General features: G+C 44.7%; 22 protein-coding genes and 3 pseudogenes. 17 read left to right on the forward strand and 8 right to left on the reverse strand.

Annotated features, from left to right (window positions below):
• Position 1 precedes the first annotated feature (1 nt).
• The 12 genes from ACGF49_RS13515 (at position 2) to ACGF49_RS13570 (ending at position 10,462) form a co-directional block, all read left to right on the forward strand.
• Entirely contained in the window at positions 2 to 910 is a 909-nt protein-coding gene (locus tag ACGF49_RS13515; RefSeq protein ID WP_262977883.1) for a baseplate assembly protein, read from the forward strand.
• Positions 903 to 1,511, forward strand: coding sequence for a phage tail protein I (locus ACGF49_RS13520; protein ID WP_262977882.1), 609 nt, complete (start codon positions 903 to 905; stop codon positions 1,509 to 1,511). Before ACGF49_RS13515 ends, ACGF49_RS13520 begins: the two co-directional genes overlap by 8 nt.
• A complete protein-coding gene (locus tag ACGF49_RS13525; RefSeq protein ID WP_262977881.1) occupies positions 1,508 to 3,031 on the forward strand; it encodes a phage tail protein in 1,524 nt (507 codons plus the stop codon). Before ACGF49_RS13520 ends, ACGF49_RS13525 begins: the two co-directional genes overlap by 4 nt.
• A complete protein-coding gene (locus ACGF49_RS13530) occupies positions 3,032 to 3,478 on the forward strand; it encodes a tail fiber assembly protein (RefSeq protein WP_262977880.1) in 447 nt (148 codons plus the stop codon).
• Positions 3,479 to 3,791: 313 nt separating this feature from the next.
• Positions 3,792 to 4,964, forward strand: coding sequence for a phage tail sheath protein (locus ACGF49_RS13535; protein ID WP_262977879.1), 1,173 nt, complete (start codon positions 3,792 to 3,794; stop codon positions 4,962 to 4,964).
• A 10-nt stretch (positions 4,965 to 4,974) separates the two neighbouring features.
• Positions 4,975 to 5,490 carry a phage major tail tube protein gene (locus ACGF49_RS13540; RefSeq protein WP_036811406.1) on the forward strand — a complete coding sequence of 172 codons (516 nt, stop codon included), beginning with the start codon at positions 4,975 to 4,977 and terminating at the stop codon, positions 5,488 to 5,490.
• 45 nt (positions 5,491 to 5,535) lie between these two features.
• Positions 5,536 to 5,853, forward strand: coding sequence for a phage tail assembly protein (locus ACGF49_RS13545; RefSeq protein WP_149616303.1), 318 nt, complete (start codon positions 5,536 to 5,538; stop codon positions 5,851 to 5,853).
• A gap of 14 nt (positions 5,854 to 5,867) precedes the next feature.
• Positions 5,868 to 5,987, forward strand: a complete 120-nt coding sequence (locus ACGF49_RS13550; protein WP_051560792.1) for a GpE family phage tail protein — start codon at positions 5,868 to 5,870, stop codon at positions 5,985 to 5,987.
• Positions 5,980 to 8,622 carry a phage tail tape measure protein gene (locus ACGF49_RS13555; RefSeq protein ID WP_262977878.1) on the forward strand — a complete coding sequence of 881 codons (2,643 nt, stop codon included), beginning with the start codon at positions 5,980 to 5,982 and terminating at the stop codon, positions 8,620 to 8,622. The genes ACGF49_RS13550 and ACGF49_RS13555 overlap by 8 nt, the downstream gene beginning before the upstream one ends.
• Entirely contained in the window at positions 8,619 to 9,083 is a 465-nt protein-coding gene (locus tag ACGF49_RS13560; protein ID WP_262977877.1) for a phage tail protein, read from the forward strand. Before ACGF49_RS13555 ends, ACGF49_RS13560 begins: the two co-directional genes overlap by 4 nt.
• On the forward strand, positions 9,080 to 10,189 hold the full coding sequence (locus tag ACGF49_RS13565) for a phage late control D family protein (protein WP_387491422.1): 1,110 nt from the start codon (positions 9,080 to 9,082) through the stop codon (positions 10,187 to 10,189). Before ACGF49_RS13560 ends, ACGF49_RS13565 begins: the two co-directional genes overlap by 4 nt.
• Before the next feature lie 54 nt (positions 10,190 to 10,243).
• A complete protein-coding gene (locus tag ACGF49_RS13570; protein ID WP_262977876.1) occupies positions 10,244 to 10,462 on the forward strand; it encodes an ogr/Delta-like zinc finger family protein in 219 nt (72 codons plus the stop codon).
• A 144-nt stretch (positions 10,463 to 10,606) separates the two neighbouring features.
• Here the strand turns inward: ACGF49_RS13570 and ACGF49_RS13575 are convergent, their stop codons facing one another.
• Positions 10,607 to 10,882, reverse strand: coding sequence for a helix-turn-helix domain-containing protein (locus ACGF49_RS13575; RefSeq protein WP_113049737.1), 276 nt, complete (start codon positions 10,880 to 10,882; stop codon positions 10,607 to 10,609).
• Between the two features lie 410 nt (positions 10,883 to 11,292).
• Here ACGF49_RS13575 and ACGF49_RS13580 point away from each other — a divergent pair, with 410 nt between their 5' ends.
• Complete coding sequence (locus tag ACGF49_RS13580; protein WP_113049738.1) at positions 11,293 to 11,508, forward strand: helix-turn-helix transcriptional regulator; 216 nt, start codon at positions 11,293 to 11,295, stop codon at positions 11,506 to 11,508.
• 79 nt (positions 11,509 to 11,587) lie between these two features.
• On the opposite strand, the gene ACGF49_RS13585 is transcribed toward ACGF49_RS13580, so the two are convergent.
• Both ACGF49_RS13585 and ACGF49_RS13590 read right to left on the reverse strand, forming a co-directional pair.
• Positions 11,588 to 11,863: a helix-turn-helix domain-containing protein gene (locus ACGF49_RS13585; protein WP_113049739.1), complete on the reverse strand. Its 276-nt coding sequence runs from the start codon at positions 11,861 to 11,863 to the stop codon at positions 11,588 to 11,590.
• Between the two features lie 227 nt (positions 11,864 to 12,090).
• A pseudogene (locus ACGF49_RS13590) lies at positions 12,091 to 12,396 on the reverse strand (ISKra4 family transposase); the annotation flags it as partial.
• Positions 12,397 to 12,531: 135 nt separating this feature from the next.
• Between ACGF49_RS13590 and mobC the strand changes: the two are divergent.
• Positions 12,532 to 13,257, forward strand: coding sequence for a MobC family replication-relaxation protein (gene mobC / locus ACGF49_RS13595; protein WP_262977875.1), 726 nt, complete (start codon positions 12,532 to 12,534; stop codon positions 13,255 to 13,257).
• 81 nt (positions 13,258 to 13,338) lie between these two features.
• Positions 13,339 to 13,584 (forward strand): hypothetical protein, encoded by a 246-nt coding sequence (locus ACGF49_RS13600; RefSeq protein WP_036811429.1) that lies wholly within the window; start codon positions 13,339 to 13,341, stop codon positions 13,582 to 13,584.
• A 137-nt stretch (positions 13,585 to 13,721) separates the two neighbouring features.
• On the opposite strand, the gene ACGF49_RS13605 is transcribed toward ACGF49_RS13600, so the two are convergent.
• The 5 genes and pseudogenes from ACGF49_RS13605 to ACGF49_RS13625 all read right to left on the reverse strand — a co-directional run.
• Positions 13,722 to 14,162, reverse strand: a complete 441-nt coding sequence (locus ACGF49_RS13605; protein ID WP_262977874.1) for a type II toxin-antitoxin system PemK/MazF family toxin — start codon at positions 14,160 to 14,162, stop codon at positions 13,722 to 13,724.
• A gap of 712 nt (positions 14,163 to 14,874) precedes the next feature.
• Positions 14,875 to 15,089: pseudogene (locus ACGF49_RS13610) on the reverse strand (integrase); the annotation flags it as partial.
• 193 nt (positions 15,090 to 15,282) lie between these two features.
• On the reverse strand, positions 15,283 to 15,567 hold the full coding sequence (locus ACGF49_RS13615) for a type II toxin-antitoxin system RelE/ParE family toxin (RefSeq protein WP_113043008.1): 285 nt from the start codon (positions 15,565 to 15,567) through the stop codon (positions 15,283 to 15,285).
• Entirely contained in the window at positions 15,560 to 15,802 is a 243-nt protein-coding gene (locus ACGF49_RS13620) for a type II toxin-antitoxin system ParD family antitoxin (RefSeq protein WP_113043006.1), read from the reverse strand. Before ACGF49_RS13620 ends, ACGF49_RS13615 begins: the two co-directional genes overlap by 8 nt.
• 205 nt (positions 15,803 to 16,007) lie before the next feature.
• Positions 16,008 to 16,250: pseudogene (locus ACGF49_RS13625) on the reverse strand (transposase); the annotation flags it as partial.
• Between the two features lie 27 nt (positions 16,251 to 16,277).
• Here ACGF49_RS13625 and ACGF49_RS13630 point away from each other — a divergent pair.
• A complete protein-coding gene (locus ACGF49_RS13630; RefSeq protein ID WP_113043004.1) occupies positions 16,278 to 16,556 on the forward strand; it encodes a damage-inducible protein J in 279 nt (92 codons plus the stop codon).
• A 1-nt stretch (position 16,557) separates the two neighbouring features.
• On the forward strand, positions 16,558 to 16,863 hold the full coding sequence (locus ACGF49_RS13635) for a type II toxin-antitoxin system RelE/ParE family toxin (RefSeq protein WP_113043002.1): 306 nt from the start codon (positions 16,558 to 16,560) through the stop codon (positions 16,861 to 16,863).
• The last annotated feature ends 651 nt before the right edge of the window (positions 16,864 to 17,514 follow it).

A 17,514-nucleotide genomic window follows, 5' to 3' on the forward strand; every position in this document is an offset into this window, starting at 1 on the left:
CATGCCGACCATCGACCTTAGCCAGTTACCGACGCCGGAGGTTGTCGAACTGCTGGATTTCGAAACCCTGCTGGCCGAGCGAAAAGAAAAACTGATTTCACTGTATCCGCCAGAGCATCGCGGTGCTATCACCCGCACGTTGGCGCTGGAATCCGAACCCATCACCAAACTGTTGCAGGAAAACGCCTATCGGGAATTGCTCTTGCGTCAGCGCGTTAATGAGGCAGCGCGGGCGGCGATGGTAGTGTATGCCACAGGCAGCGACTTAGACCAACTGGGGGCGAATAACAATGTACAGCGTTTGGTATTACAGCCCGCTGACAATCTCGCCATACCGCCGATCTCTGCGGTGCTGGAATCTGACGCTGATTTTCGGGTACGCATTCCTCAAGCGTTCGAGGGGTTAAGCGTCGCCGGCCCTGTGGCATCCTATGAATACCATGCGTGCAGTGCTGACGGACGGGTTGCCGATGCATCGGTGATAAGCCCAGCGCCTGCCTGTGTCACAGTCAGTATTTTGTCACGTGAGGGGAACGGCGCGGCCAGTGATGAATTGATTGCGGTCGTGAATACTGCCTTGAATGATGAGGATGTTCGCCCCGTGGCGGATCGCCTGACTGTTCGGTCTGCGGAGATTGTCGATTATCAAATTGATGCCGTGCTGTACCTGTACCCAACCCCGGAATATGAGCCGATATTGCAGGCTGTGCGTGAACGGCTGGCGCGTTACACTGCCGAGCAACACCGGATTGGCCGCGATATCGTGCGCAGTGCCATTTTTGCTGTCTTGCATATGCCCGGTGTTCAGCGTGTTCACCTGAAAGCTCCGGCTCAGGATGTGATTCTGGATAAAACTCAAGCGAGTTTTTGCACACGTGTGCAGGTAGTGATTGGGGGAGCGGATGAATAACCGTTTGTTACCTGTTGGATCATCACTGCTGGAAGTGGCCGCCGCTGAAGCCCTCGCCAGTCTGTCAAATGTGCCGGTTCCCCTGCGTGACTTGTGGAGTCCTGAGCGGTGTCCAGTGCAGTTTTTACCCTATCTGGCGTGGGCGTGGTCGGTTGACCGCTGGGACATGGACTGGCCGGAGAATACTAAACGCGAGTCAATTAAGGCGTCGATGTTTGTTCATAAACATAAGGGAACCATTGGCGCAATCCGGCGAATAGTGGAACCATTCGGTTATCTCATCCGTGTTATCGAATGGTGGCAAACAAATGATGCCCCCGGCACTTTCCGGTTGGATATTGGCGTCATGGAAACCGGTATCACCGAGACCACCTATCAAGAACTAGAACGGTTGATTTTTGATGCCAAACCCGCTTCACGGCATTTGGTCGGTATGTCTATTCAGTTGGAGACCAGTGGCGAAAATTATTGCGCTGTCGCCAGTTACAGCGGTGATGTATTAACCGTTTACCCCTATATCTCGGAATTAATTACCGCCATTGGCTCTGATGTAGTAGGGGTTGGAGTGCATATTATTGATGATGTGAGGATTGAATCATGAGGACCAAATATTTTGCCCTGTTAACTCAATTGGGCGCGGATAAGCTGGCAAATGCCGCCGCGTTGGGTACCAAGATTGAAATCACCCATATGGCTGTTGGTGATGGTGGCGGAAGCTTGCCGACACCAGATACTGCACAGACTAAACTGGTTAACGAACGCCGTCGTGCGGCGATTAATGAGTTAAATGTTGATCCCAAGAATACTAACCAGATTATTGCCGAGCAGGTAATCCCCGAAAACGAGGGCGGTTGGTGGATACGGGAAATTGGCTTGTTTGATAAAGACGGCATTTTGATTGCCGTCGGAAACTGCGCGGAGACTTACAAACCGCAGTTACAGGAAGGCGCTGGGCGTACACAGACTATTCGTATGGTCTTGATTGTCAGCAGCACTGACACAGTAACATTGAAAGTTGATCCCTCCGTGGTGCTGGCAACGCGGGAATATGTGGACGAGTCGATTCAAACTCATGTGAAGAACCCTAACCACCCTGACGCTACGCTAAAAGATAAAGGTGTCGTTGTTTTGAGTAGTGCGGTAGACAGTAGTAGCGAAATCCACGCGGCAACCCCGAAGGCGGTTAAGGCGGCGTATGACTTGGCAAATGTCGCGGACAATAACGCTAATGGCCGTGTGCCTGCTAGTCGTAAGGTGAACGGGAAGGCGCTTTCCTCTGATATTTCACTGAATGCGGGGGATATTGGGGCGTATACCAAAGGGGAAATTGATTCTCGTGTGAATGAAATCAGCATACTGGCAAACACGGTAAACCAGAATGCGACCGATGCTAATGATAATGCAAATAGTCGATTGTCCAGGAAAGAGAATGGCGCTGACATTCCTGACAAAAATGTTTTTGTGAAAAATCTCAATTTGTTGGAAACGGTAGTGTTGGCTAAAGGAGCAGTACCGAGCAACCGGAAAATCAACGGTAAGGCGTTGACAGGGGATCTAAGTTTGAGTGCTGGAGATGTGGGAGCATATACGCGAGCAGAGAATGATAATACTTTCTTGCGTATTTCTAGCGATAAAAGCGCCACCGTTGGTAGTTTACTGATTGATAGCAAAACGCCCTTTCCTGAATTGCGTTTCAAATCGAAAGATGGGTATGTGGTAGGAATTAACGGCTCAGAAGGAAAATTGTTGCATATCTATTCTAACGATCCGAGCAATCGGCGGCGTTACAATATACTAATACCTGAGCGAAGTGGTACTCTTGCGCTACAAAATGCAGCGATAAAATCTGAAAATGGTTGGTGGCAATGTGGGGATACGGGGATAATTATTCAATGGGTTAAAGTTACATCCAGTCAACAATCATGGGTAAAAGTCAATTATCCAATTTCTTTTAAAAATAAGTTTTTTGGCTATATTGCCAGTATGTCGAGTATCAATACATCAACGGGTCACACATTAGTACGTAATGCAACACTATCGACATTTGAGTATCAAGCTGGCACTCCTAACAATAATGAGAATCCAGACAGAGTTGTACATATATTATTTTGGGGGGTATAAATGGTTTATTTCTCCAGAAAAGAAGGCGCTTTTTATAATGAAGCTTATAAAGAATGCGTTGAAATAACAGCAGAAAAACACAATGAATTACTCGCCGGGCAATCGCGCGGTTTATCAATTGTCAGTAGTAAAGAGGGTTATCCAGTACTCATTGAACGTGCTCCGTCCGTTTATCATAAATATGATGGTGAAAAATGGATAATATCAGAAAGTGGTAAGGTACAACTTAGGCAGGAACAGCAGCAACAAGCAGAACATAAGAAACAGCAACTTATGCTCACGGTAGGTAAACAGATAGCCCCGTTACAAGATGCGGTAGATTTGGGGATGGCGAGTGATGAGGAAAAATCGCTGTTAGCCGCTTTGAAAAAATATCGGGTATTACTGAACCGCGTTGATGTTAATTTAGTACCAGATATTCATTGGCCTGAAAACCCCTCAGAATAATGGAATCAGAGCCGCAGTAGTTTAGTTCTTATTTGAGCGGCTCTGACTATTTGATATCGGGAGCCTGTGAGGTATCTACCCTATTTCTCATCTCTATTTATGCAACTTCTTCTATTTTAAGTTTCATAGTGCGTAATGTAACGACTGAATCTTTTAATTCGATGACTTCTTATTAATTGCTCAGGGGGTAAATGTCCTTGTGACTTTTTTGATATCCTCCACTTTGTGCTATCCCTGATACTTACCCAATCAACTGAATTTTATTGTCACAGCGATCACCATAGCGAAATCATCATTACGGGAGTCTTTCGCTATGGCACAAGATTATCATCATGGCGTCCGCGTGCAGGAAATCAACGAGGGCACGCGCACCATTACCACTGTCAGCACCGCTATTGTCGGGCTAGTCTGCACAGCGGATGATGCTGACACCAAAACTTTTCCCTTGAACACACCTGTCTTGTTAACCGACGTTCTGACTGCCAGTAGTAAGGCTGGAAAAACGGGCACACTGTCCCATGCTCTGCGAGCAATTGCCGACCAGTCCAAACCCGTGACTGTTGTTGTGCGTGTGGCTCAAGGGGAAACCGAAGTCGAAACCACGTCGAATATCATTGGCGGCGTTACCGACGATGGTAAAAAAACGGGAATGCAGGCGCTGCTTGCGGCACAAGGTCAGCTCGGTGTTAAACCACGCATTCTAGGTATACCCGGTCACGATACCCAACCTGTTGCGGCGGCTCTCGCGGGTATTGCCCAGAAATTGCGGGCAATGGCTTATGTCAACGCCTATGGCTGCAAGACCATCTCAGAGGCTATCAACTACCGCAACAACTTTAACCAGCGCGAACTGATGTTGATTTGGCCGGATTTCCTCAGTTGGGATACGGTCAAAAATAGCGGGTCTATTGCATACGCAACGGCTCGTGCGTTGGGCCTGCGTGCCAAAATCGACGAGGAAACCGGCTGGCATAAAACCCTGTCCAACGTTGGTGTTAATGGTGTGACAGGGATTTCTGCCGATGTTTTTTGGGATTTGCAAGATGTTGCCACCGATGCCAACCTACTTAACCAGAGCGCCGTTACGACCTTGATCCGCAAGGACGATTTTCGCTTCTGGGGTTCCCGCACCTGTTCGGATGATCCACTGTTTCAGTTCGAAAGTTACACACGCACGGCGCAGGTACTGGCCGACACGATGGCTGATGCGCATATGTGGGCGATTGACAAGCCACTGACACCTTCGCTGGTACGCGACATTATCGAAGGTATTAATGCCAAGCTGCGCGAACTGAAATCCAATGGTTACCTGATCGACGGTCAGTGCTGGTATGACGACAGTGTTAACACCAAGGACACCCTGAAAGCAGGCAAACTGTTCATTGATTACAACTACACGCCGATCCCGCCATTGGAAAACCTGCTGTTGCGCCAGCGCATCACTGACCAGTACCTGATGAATTTCGCCAACGGCATTAACAGCTAAGGGGCTACTCGTGGCATTACCTCGTAAACTCAAATACCTGAATTTGTTCAATGACGGCAACAATTACATCGGTGTTGTAGAAGAAATGACGCTTCCTAAACTGAGCCGTAAGCTTGAAGCCTATCGCGGCGGTGGTATGAATGGCACTGCCTCGGTGGACTTGGGGCTGGATGATGGCGCACTAGATGCCGAATTTTCTCTCGGTGGTGTCGAGTCCCAACTTTACCGACAGTGGGGTATTGAGAAAGTGGACGGTGTTTCTCTGCGCTTTAACGGCTCCTTTCAGCGTGATGATACCGGGGAAGTGATTGCGGTCGAAGTCGTGATGCGTGGCCGCTTTTCGGAATTTGACCACGGCAGCTACAAACAGGGCGACAACAGCCAGACCAAAGTCAGCGCCAAAAATACCTACTTTAAACTAACGTGGGATGGAGAAGTCCTGATCGAAATCGACACCGTTAATATGGTGGAAATCGTTGGTGGTGTTGACCGTCTGGAAGCCCACCGACGCGCCATCGGTTTGTAACAATTGAACGCTTATCATCTATAAATCACCATAGGAACATTCACCATGATTGAACAAACCCCTGTTGCCCAGCCGGAACACGCTACAGTGACATTGGAAGAACCTATTACCCGTGGTGCAACCACCATCAGCGATGTCGTTGTGCGTAAGCCCAACAGTGGCGCACTGCGTGGTGCCCGTTTGCAGGCCCTGATGGAAATGGACGTCGATTCTATGATGTTGGTTTTGCCTCGTGTCACCGCGCCGGTACTGACTAAAAATGATTTGTTGCTGATGTCGCCCGGCGATCTGATTAACCTCTGCATTGAGGTGGTTAATTTTTTGTTGCCGAAGTCGGTGAAGTCCGATTTCCAGCATCAATAACCGTTGATGAACTGGTGGCAGATATTGCCACCGTGTTTCATTGGCCGCCTGCTGTGACAACTGAGATGGGCCTGCCTGAATTGTTGGCATGGCGTTACCGGGCCATGAAACGGAGTGGGGCCGATAATGAGTGACCGAAACTTACGCCTGCAAGTTATCCTGAATGCCGTTGATAAAATTACCCGTCCTTTCAAGAGTGCGCAGGCTTCTAACAAACGGCTGGCTGAAACCCTTCGCCAGTCGCGCCAGCAACTCCGGGAACTGAACCAGCAGGCCGGACGGATCGATGGTTTTCGCAAGGTAAAGCACCAATTGCTAGAAACCCGGCAGGTTTACCGCAGCGCTACCGAACGCGTGGCAGCACTGAACCGTGAAATTAACGCCAGTCAGAACCCGACACAGGCCCAAATCAACCAGCTACAGCGGGCAAAAAACGCAGCCAGGCAGTTCGAGGAAAAAAATCAATCCCTGAGTCAGTCCCTGCAACGTCAGCGTGATGCCTTGCGCGCCAGCGGTATCTCAACTAACCAGCTTGGACAGGCGCAGAGACGGATAAACGCGGACATCAACCACACAACCAATATGCTCCAGCAACAGGAGCAGCAGCTTGGGCGTTTGAGACAGCAAGAACAACGGTTGGCTAATGCCCGCTCTCGCTACCAAAAAATGAAAGATGTGCATAACCAAATGACGGCAACCGGTGCTGCGGCAACGGCAGCGGGTGTTGGTGCGCTCTATGGTGCTAAACGGGTGATGATGCCGGGTTATGACTTTGACGTGGGGATGTCGAAGGTGCAAGCGCTGACCCGTCTGGATAAGCATTCTCCTGAACTAAAAAAATTGCAGGAGCAGGCGCGGCATTTAGGCGCAACAACGGCATTCACCGCCAATCAGGTCGCGCAGGGACAGAGTTTTTATGCAATGGCCGGCTTTACTCCAGACCAGATACGATCAGCCATGCCTAGTACATTGGCGATGTCATTGGCGGGTGATACCGATTTAGCCGCGACGGCGGACATTGGTTCCAATATCCTGACGGGTTTTAAGCTGAAATCCGAAGAAATGGGGCGGGTGAGTGACGTACTAGTGGGTGCTTTTACTCGTTCTAACACTAATCTGATGATGCTGGGTGACACCATGAAGTATGTCGCCCCTGTAGCGGCAGGATTAGGGGTTGATATTGAAACCGCCGCTGCAGCGACGGGTAAGCTCGGTGATGCCGGTATTCAGGGTAGTATGGCGGGTACCTCCCTAAGATCCATTTTAGGACGACTGGCTGAACCGCCTGCTGCTGCCGCGAAAGCGTTGGCAAAACTGAACATTCAGACTAAGGATGCCAAGGGTAATCTCCGTGCCTTGCCGGATATCCTGACTGAGCTGGACAAGAAAACGACTAAAATGGGTAACGCTCAGCGTGCCGGCATTTTCAAAGCCATTGCCGGGGAAGAAGCCTTTTCCGCTCTGTCGGTATTGGCTGAAAGAGCCGGTACGGGGGAATTGCAGAAATTCATCAAAGAATTGAAGAACGCCCAAGGTGAGGCAAGGAAAGTCGCCGATACTATGACTAATAACCTTGACGGCGACCTGAAAAGTCTGTCATCGGCGTGGGAAGATATCGGTATTCAAATTTTTGGCGGTGTGAACAGTCCTTTGCGTGGGATCACCCAGCGTATCACCAAAATTATCAGTAAAACGGGTGAGTGGATGAAGGCCAACCCTGAACTGACCAAAACGTTAACAATGGTGAGTATCGGGCTGGGTATTATTTTGACGGTTTTTGGTGCGATTATGCTGGCATTGGTTGCTCTGTTGGGACCACTGGCAATCGTTAAATTTGGCCTGTCAGTGTTGGGTATCAAGGGAGCAGGTTCAATGCTACGTCTTGGTAACGTGTTTTCCTATATTGGGAAAATGGCGATGTGGCTGGGGCATGTTATGTGGACAAACCCCATTTTAGCGGTTATCGGTTTGATTGCTGTGGGCGCTTACCTGATCTGGCAATATTGGGACAAACTCGGCCCGTGGTTCCAGAACTTATGGAACAACATTTCGAACTATGTTTCCACCACATGGGAAAACATCAAACAGCGGGCATTAGCCAAATGGAATGAGCTGGTCGCTGACACGAAAAAAATTCCGTCCGAATTTAAGAAGATTGGCGGTGAGTTTGTTGAAAATCTTAAGGCAGGCATTGAGGAAAAATGGGAATCCCTGAAAAAGAAATTCTCCGAACTGGGCAAGATGGTTAAAGACGCCTTGACTCCTGACTTTATGCAGGAAGAAAACCAAGATCCCAAGCAAAAGGCGGCATTGAATGCTTATAAGGAAGCTACCGGTCCGATTGGCGGCATACTGGCGGGTGGATTCGATAAAGGTGGTTACATCCCGACGGGCAAGATTGGTATCGTGGGGGAATATGGCCCGGAGATCATCAATGGCCCCGCCCGCGTCACCAGTCGCCGTCAAACGGCTGCATTGGCGACAATCGCGGCCCTATCTGTAGGGGCAGTCTCGCCAGTCAGCGCCCAAAATGCTCCGTTGCATCCATACAGTTTGCCCGCGTCACAGTATCAGACATCGGTTGTTTCAGTTGCTAACCAGATCCAGGACAACAGACGATCCATTTATGAAATTCATATACACGCCGTTCCCGCACAATCCGCACAGGATATTGCTCAGGCGGTGGCTCGTGAACTGGATCGCCGTGAGCAACAACAACGCGCCCGCGCCCGTAGCTCATTTTCTGATAGAGAGGACTTTTATTCATGATGGCCGCATTGGGTTTATTTGTCTTTATGCTGAAAACCACGCCATACCAGAGCTTGCAACACCAACAATCATGGCGCTATGGATTTAACAATCGGGTGGATGCCCGTCCTGCTTTCCAGTTTATGGGGCCAAATAACGATACTATTATACTGTCCGGTACCCTGTACCCTGAAATCACCGGAGGCCGGTTGTCCTTGCTGGCCCTGCAATTGATGGCTGAGAGTGGCAAGGCATGGTCATTTCTGGATGGCAGCGGCACGATTTACGGCATGTTTATTATTGAAAGTATCGACCAGACCAAAAGTGAATTTTTTATCGACGGTACCGCTCGTAAAATTGACTTTACCGTCACGTTGCGCCGTGTGGATGACAATTTAGGGGAGATGTTCGGCGACCTTCGCACCCAAATGACTGACTTGAAAACCCGTGTCACACACAAATTGGGCGGGCTATTTTCATGATTTCTTTACCTGATATGCTAAAACTAGATTGGGTAACCGGCAAAACTAATACACCTGTGTATGTTCTCAGTGCTGGTGACAAAAATGTCAATGCCCGCATTCAGTCACGGTTAATTTCCCTGAATCTAACCGACAATCGGGGTTTTGAGGCTGACCAGTTGGATATTGAACTGAATGATAGCGATGGTCTGTTATCTCTGCCTCGTCGTGGGACGGAGTTATCTCTGCATCTGGGCTGGCAGGGGGAATCACTGATCCACAAAGGTAAATTTATTGTGGATGAAATCGAATACAGTGGTGCGCCGGACAAGATAATCATCCGTGCCCGTAGTGCAGATTTTCGGGCGACGCTTAATATCAATCGCGAGGTGGCTTATCACCAGAAAACGATCAACGATATTGTGCACACTATTGCCGTGCGTAACGATTTGACGCCGAAAGTGGACAAAATGCTAGCCAACATCACCCTCAGTCATATTGACCAGACCAGCGAATCCGACGGCAATTTTCTAACCCGGTTGGCAAAACAGGAGGGTGCCATTGCCATGATCAAGAATGGCTATTTGCTTTTTATCCGACAGGGGCAGAACAAAGCCGCCAGCGGACAGTCCCTGCCTTCGGTTATCATTACCCGGCAGTCTGGAGACGGTCACCGTTTTTCACTGGCTGACCGGGGCGCTTACACCGGCGTTTCCGCCAGTTGGCTTAATATCCGTAACCCGAAGCAAAAAGAGAATATCACTGTCAAACGCAAGCGAAGTAAGACCAATCAGCAGCAAGAAGAGAAAAAACAGGACCATTATCTGGTTGGCAGTGAGGGCAACGTTTTTGTGATGAAGCACATCTATGCTAACAAGGCCAATGCCGAACGTGCAGCTAAAGCAGAATGGGAGAAAATTCAGTGCGGTGTTGCTTCGTTCTCAATCCAACTGGCAAAGGGGCGGCCAGAGTTGTTCCCTGAAATGAAAGTCAGGGTGAGCGGCTTTAAGCCCGAAATCGACACGGCAGACTGGACGCTGGTGACTGTCACACACACACTGAATGACAGTGGATTAACGTCATCCTTGCAATTGGAAGTGAAAATTTCTGATTCAGATATGATATAGTTGCTTTAGTGCCAGTTTCAGCTATGGCAACCTGTTTGTTGAGGTACTCGCGTTATGATGAGATGCCCCTTATGCGGCCACGCCGCCCACACTCGCAGCAGTTTTGAACACACAACCCAAACTAAGGAACGTTACAACCAGTGCCAAAATATTAATTGTGGCTCAACGTTTGTTAGTCATGAAACCTTTGTTCGGTTCGTCACCAAGCCGACATTGATTGAAGCGGTCCTGCCGCATCCTGATAGTGGACAGCAGACCGTGCTGGTATTCTGAACGAATAGTTGTCGATGAGTAAATAATTAAAAAAAGCGTTCCATTATTTATCGTGGGGCGCTTTTTTTATGTGAAAAATATTTTTTCTGAGGGGCTTCGGTGTGGTGAGGACAGGATTTATCCCATAGCCGCCTTAAACTATATTCAATTTTCAGGTGTGTGTCTGTAATTCACTAAAATCTGATGGATAGCTAAAACAGCATCAGAAAAATCATCATCTACAATATAAAAATAACATTCAGGAACGTTTAACACTTTGGAAAATGCGCACATTATTTCAAAGGTTGGCTGATGCGTTCCATTTTCATACTGTGACACTCTCGCTCGTGCCGATTTTACATCTATGCCAGCCGCAATCCCTAATTTTTCTTGTGTGATCTTTGCACGTAAACGAGCGGATTTTAAGCGTTTGTTAATCATAAACTTAACCGTCAGTTATTAAAAATATAGTTAACGATATATTTAACATTTCTTAGTGCTTTTTTTGTCAAAATTCACTTAACAAGAATCTTAATGTTTGATTTGTTATTTTATGCCATATATGAAATTAATTGCCATATATCTTACTTAAGTTGGCAGTTTAATATGGATTTAGACCGCATAAAAATTTTTTGGCAAGGTGAAGCGGCATAAATATCAGCTAATAAAAACGAATGTCTTGGGTGTTTTTATACCTTAATTTTCGCTATTAACATGTAAAGCCAAATTTTTAACGATAGTCACATTATATTTTCTTTAAGAATGTTGACGATATGTTTAGTATTCCTTAACATACATGTTGTTAAGGAATTCTTAGCAAAAAAATCAAATTAATTAAAAGGAAGTCTATCATGCATAAAAAAATCTCTGATGACTGGCATCCAGCAGACATTATTGCCGCTCTAAGAAAACAAGGAACAAATCTTTCAGCCGTTTCACGTAAAGCGGGATTAGCATCATCCACATTAAGTAACGCGCTATATCGTCCGTGGCCAAAAGGAGAAAATCTGATTGCCACCGAATTAGGTTTACATCCATCTGATATTTGGCCATCACGTGGAAGGTAGAAAAAGGTGAATTCAAGCGAATGGCGCTGAATACAGTTTTAGCGCCATTATTAGGTATCAGAGTTGTCTCAAACAGTATTCAATCTTTAGGAGAGTGTTTATAATCCACTAAAATCTGATGAATAGCCAAAACAACATCAGAAAAATCATCATCTACAATATAAAAATAGCACTCAGGAACGTTTAATACTTTGGAAAATGCACACATTATTTCGAAGGTTGGTTGATGAGTTCCGTTTTCATACTGTGATACTCTCGCTCGTGCTGACTTTTCATCTATGCCAGCCGCAATTCCGAGTTTTTCTTGTGTGATATTTGCACGTAAGCGAGCGGATTTTAAGCGTTTGTTAATCATAAAGTTAACCGTCAGTTATTGGAAATGTAGCTGGCGATATATTTAACATTTCTTAGTGCTTTTTTTGTTAAAATTTACTTAACAAAAATCATATAGTGTTAACGACACTAACAAAGATATTATAGTGTTTAATAACATTACTAAAAAGTTTGTCAGGTAAGTACCACATTACGTACACTTAAGATAGCATAAAATCTATGGTCATCCCCGAATTTTATACCCGAATATCAAAGCTCAAATTTGGCTTTTAAATCACCATTTAATACCTCTGTTCGAGTCTGTAGTAAATAATGAGTGCTCCGTTGGCTTCATTGCATTTGCTACTTTTTCACCATGCGCTTAGATATGACTTCATTGATCGTGGATTCAACGAATGCGGAAGAAATAGGTTCTCCGTATCGGTACATTTCCCCATAATTTAGGATCATTGCCCTATTATTTCTAATGTAGATATACATCTCATCTATCTGTTTTAAAAGAAATTTATGATTTTCATATCGAAGATCGTCGTTATCACAAATCAGGCTGCAATTCAGACCTGCTAACTATAATTTCCCATAAGTATCATGTTATGATAGGCTATCTTTATCGAACACTAGTAACGAACTATTGACCGTTAAAATTGTTCGTTTATACTGTTAGATTACTGACTGAGTAACGGCCTAATTATGAATTTGATTAATGATTACACGCTTAGAAATCAAAGAAAAAACAAGAAAATAAATGATGTACTTTGTTTTCTCAAATCAGAAACGTTCACTACAGCGGATGTTTTAAAAGGTGTGTTAAAATTCAAAACAATCAGCCCTGTTTATACTTTGTTGAGGAAACTAGTAGCCGAAGGTGTAATTTGTGTATATTCCTGTGATCTTGGCACGGGCAAAATCAACATATACGGTTTGACACCACATGGGGCAGGGCTTGCCATGAATGAGAACGATAATATTGCAGACATTCATATATTCCATCCATCTAAGACTACAATCTCAGTTCTTAGGCATAAACTTGATATACAGTTGATTCGGATAGTTGTTGAGACGAAGGGTCATCAATGGTTATCGATATATAGTACTAAAAAGAAAAAGCCCGAAGCTTTCGATGGTTATATTATTACATCTAAATCCGTCAATAAAATTGCGGTCAAAGTTGAACGTACAATTAAGAGCCTTGAACACTATCGTAAAATATTAGGGCAGTACATCGAACAGCAGCAAAACAAGCAATTTGACCAAGTATATTACTTATTACCTGATGTTAATTTGAAAAATAGAGTTGAGAAAATTTATAAATCTATTAACAGTGTGATAGTTGGGAATGAGACTATCACGATTGATGAGCAGACATGGAATTTTATTAAATTTTTTACATATGAGGAGTTGAAAAACACCTTATAAATAAAAAGCAGGCGAGGGACACAACGCGGGCAAGCGCTGTGCCCTCTGATCACATAAACAGCACTTTGAGGAAGTGTTTATATGACTATTAAAAATAGTACCATAACTGGACGGGAATTAGCAGAATTAATCGAGCGAGTTATAGAAGTTGCAGAAGCATTCGACATATTTTTCTGTCTTTTTCCAGATGAAGAAGATTTTGTTCAGTCTTCCCAGCTCTTACTTTTGCCACTTAGTCGTTGTCTCATTGACGTCGCTAGTAAACTACACGAGTTGTCAGTTGATGGCGAGCTTATTTTGATGGGAAAATTATCAAGCTGTACATAATCGTATAAGGTGGATGTAGACTACTAAATCAAAAACCCCTCATACATGTATGAGGGGTTTTAAGCCCTTTGCGGGAGAAATTTTTAACAAAGCCCTCATGGGGAATAATCATACTTTAGTTGATAGAATCCAAAAAGTCAACTTTCAGATTTACTCATAAGACTTGATGCGCCGATGATTTTGATTATTGAACGTTGTATCTTTTCAACATCTTCACGCGTCAAATATTGCTGAAATGTTTGTTTATTATCTCTTAATTTAAAGAGTCTGTTTGTGTTTATTATCTGCATATGATGAACTAACGCCCAGCGTTTACGGCGATCGTAAAAATTAGTTATTTGAAAAATAGATTGATCTAATTCGACATGATAACCACGAGCAATACCATCGTTGTTCAGAGTTGAAGAAATCGGAACAACGAGATAACCATTGCTACACAAACGGGCATTCATGATTACAACCATTCTTTTTTTTACCATCTCAGGTGGGATGCGACCATTAAAATGGTCTGGTTGTGCCGGTAAACCAAAGTCACATTCTAATATTTCACCGATACGCGGGCGATATCTAATAGCCATTTAATTAATTAGCCCTCTAAAATAATAGTTCCTACCCTAGTATATGTGTTAGGTCAGATATCTAACAGTGTAAACGAACAATTTTAACGGTCAATAGTTCGTTACTAGTGTTCGATAAAGATATCCTATCATAACATGCTACTTATGGGAAATTATAGTTGATAGATATTTTTATTGCCTATAATTCAGATTATTGACGATGTGCTTGTTTTTCATCCAGCACTATGTTCAATAGTGAACCGGGGTTGGCGAAAAGGATGGCTAGCTTTCATCAGCCAAAGTTAAAGTTTACGGTCTGGCCCACACCTTTTTATATTCTGTGCATCTTCATTATAAACAAGGTAGGGGGTGATAACTTTATTTTTAACGATTTCTCATTAATGAGTTCAAAAGAATTATTGTCTGGGTAGTTTCATATTGTTGTGGTTAGAAAGATATAGTGGGGGGATGAAAGCCCCGAAAAAAATCGGGGCTTATGTCGATGTGGTCAAGGTGTGGACACTTACTTAAATAAATCCTTTTATTACAATGTGTTATGTTTGAAAAACAAACACCATCCCTGTCTTTCAGGCCCTTTTTAGGGCTTTTTTTTCAGTCACTTACAACGTATTTCTTTGTAAAACAACAACATAAAAAAGTATAAAGGGGTTGGAATGTATACAAAAGTTTTTGAGTGTGGACGCTTGTTGGACGTTCGCCACACTCTCTAGCTTTATTCTACTTCTATCCCACCCTTAAGAGGGTTTAATGTAATGGCATGTTGCAAATAGTCCGGGGCAAGGTGGGCATAGACCATTGTTTGGATTATGCTGGCGTGCCCTTTGGTAAGTCGGGCTTTACTACATGTAAGATCTTGCAGAAATTTATGTAGTCAACATTGAACAGCTTGCTTGGGGAATTTCCCATGAGGGCTTTGTTAAAAATTTCTCCCGCAAAGGGCTTATAACTCCTCATTAACCCGGTCTAATCCCCCGCCAGGGCGTTATTTTCACTTCTCCTGCAATAAAATGCTTGTTCTCCAGAAATAAAAACAACAAAGCATTGCGATTAGCAATGGCAGCTCGCAGGACGAGATAGCTACGCTGGCTTGATGCACAGCACAACGTAGCCCCCCGCCCGCTTAAAGAAGATAACGGGGGTGATTCATCTGTTGATGAAGGATACGCGCAATCAGAATATCGGTATCCCGGATAGTATAGAAAACCGTGTGGCGGTGAAACTCAACCCGCATGACACCTGGGACAGATGAGCATTCCCTCCCTATATGTGGCATTTCAGCTAGCGTGTCAAAAAATGCTTCCAGTGCCTCCGTATAGTGGTCAGCCTGAGCTTCACCGAACTGCAAAAGTGTATAATCATAAATCCCAGCAAAATCTTCAGCAGCCTGATCCGTGAGCTTATACATTATGTCTGCGTTTCCGTTGTTCCGCTATATCCCGTAGGGTCAGCGAGCTTTCCCCACTTTCCAAGCCAGCAATAACCGCCTTGCGTACAATCTCATCGTAAGCTTCTTGTTGCTCCAGCAAACGCAGCGCCGAACGCATAACTTCACTGGCATTTCCATAACGGCCACTTTCAATCATATTCTGTACGAACCTGTCAAGCTGTTCGCCCATACTGACAGTAGTAATTTTTCTCATATCTCACCAATGTATTAATAGTTAATACATCAAGTGTACGGCAAATCAGGCCGCATTACCAACGTTCTGAAGCCCCGAAAAAATCGGGGCTCAGACCGCTGACAAACCTCGTTGAAAATAACGGGGTTTGTTTGTTTCTAATGTCTCCATTTTCCTCATTAACCCGGTCTAATCCCCCGCCAGGGCGTTATTTTCATTTCTCGTGCAACTCACGAAAACGGGTATAACGGTGTCCGTGATGTTGCTTCGCATCCGCAAAACCGCGCTCTATCGCCTCCTTTCGTCGTTTGTAGATCTTTTTTCCCCATAGGGTTAATCGGTTTTCTCTGGCCTGCTCTTTACTGGCCTCCCAGATATGGCGGGTTATCATTTTTTTGTTTTCTTTGAAAACAACATTGTTGTTATAGGCTATTGTGCTAGTATGACAACACAAATGACAACACGCTTTGAGGCAATAGTGAACGAAGGAGGGTGAATGGAGACGATTCATTTTCGTATTGATGAAGAAACCAAACGCTTAGCCATGCAAGCTGCCAAACGCCATCAGACAGACTTAACAAAGTTAATGAGACAAAAAGCCGAAGAGTTGGCGAATGAAGAACGTGAGTATCAAAAAAATACCCATGCTCACTGGTTAGAAGCGGAAATTGAGAAAGCAATTGACCGATGTGAAAACGGCTTGGCTCATTTTATCGATGATTCTGAAAGTCATCGTCGGATGGCTCTACTGCGTAATAAGCTGAGCAGGGGATAAAGTGATACGTATTTCATGGGAAGAAACCGCCCAAACTGACCGGGAGCAAATTTATCTCTATTTCTTTGAACAGGCTGGGCTGTTATTGGCTGATAAAGTTGATACAAAATTTTCGGAAATGGCTGAACTTCTGAAAGTTAGCCCATATGCAGGCATAAAGGCTCGTAACGGCCCAGATGAACGTTATAGAAAACTCGTTGTCCCTCATTTTCCTTTCATCATGTTCTACCGTTACGATGAGGATATAGAAAATATAAAAATTCTCAGAATATTGCACACCTCCAGAAGAATAACCGGGCTTTTTTAAGTAAAAAACTTTGAGGTGAATCTCAAAAATATTCCAGCCAGATAACTGGGAGCATTTCTTTGTCTGACAGTAAACTGAATTATAAAAAAGCTCCTCGGCATGCGAAGGGCTTTTTTATATATCGATGTGGTCACGGTGTGGACATTTTTGTTTTTAAATCCTTTTATTACATAGTATTGCGTTGTAAAAATGAACGCCATCTTCGTTTTCCCGCTTCCCACCGGCAGGTTTTTTTATTGTTGTTATTCTAACCAATCCTGTTTATCTTATTTCATTTAACTTAAGTAGATTTGATTGTTCATTTGTGCTCAAAAAGGGAAAAGGTATGTCTGGTAACGAGGTAAAAGATCGGCGTCCGATCAAGACACGCAATGCAGTGTGGGCCAGTAAGATGGCTAAATGGTTGCAATATAAAGGGGCGACACCAAATGGCATATCTGTTGCCAGCGTTGTTTTTGCTGTATTAGCTGGCGTGTGTTTTGCCGTATGTTTTTTAGTCGAGTCTTCTTGGTTGACTTCAGTTTTATTGATTATTGGTGCCTTGCTTATTCAAGGCCGACTAATGTGTAATTTATTGGATGGCATGGTTGCTGTTGAGGGGGGATTGAAGACGGCTACCGGTACTGTTTTTAATGATCTTCCTGATCGTAT

It is taken from the genome of Photorhabdus sp. RM96S (genome assembly GCF_042879335.1).
GTDB classification, from domain to species: Bacteria; Pseudomonadota; Gammaproteobacteria; order Enterobacterales; family Enterobacteriaceae; genus Photorhabdus; species Photorhabdus kayaii.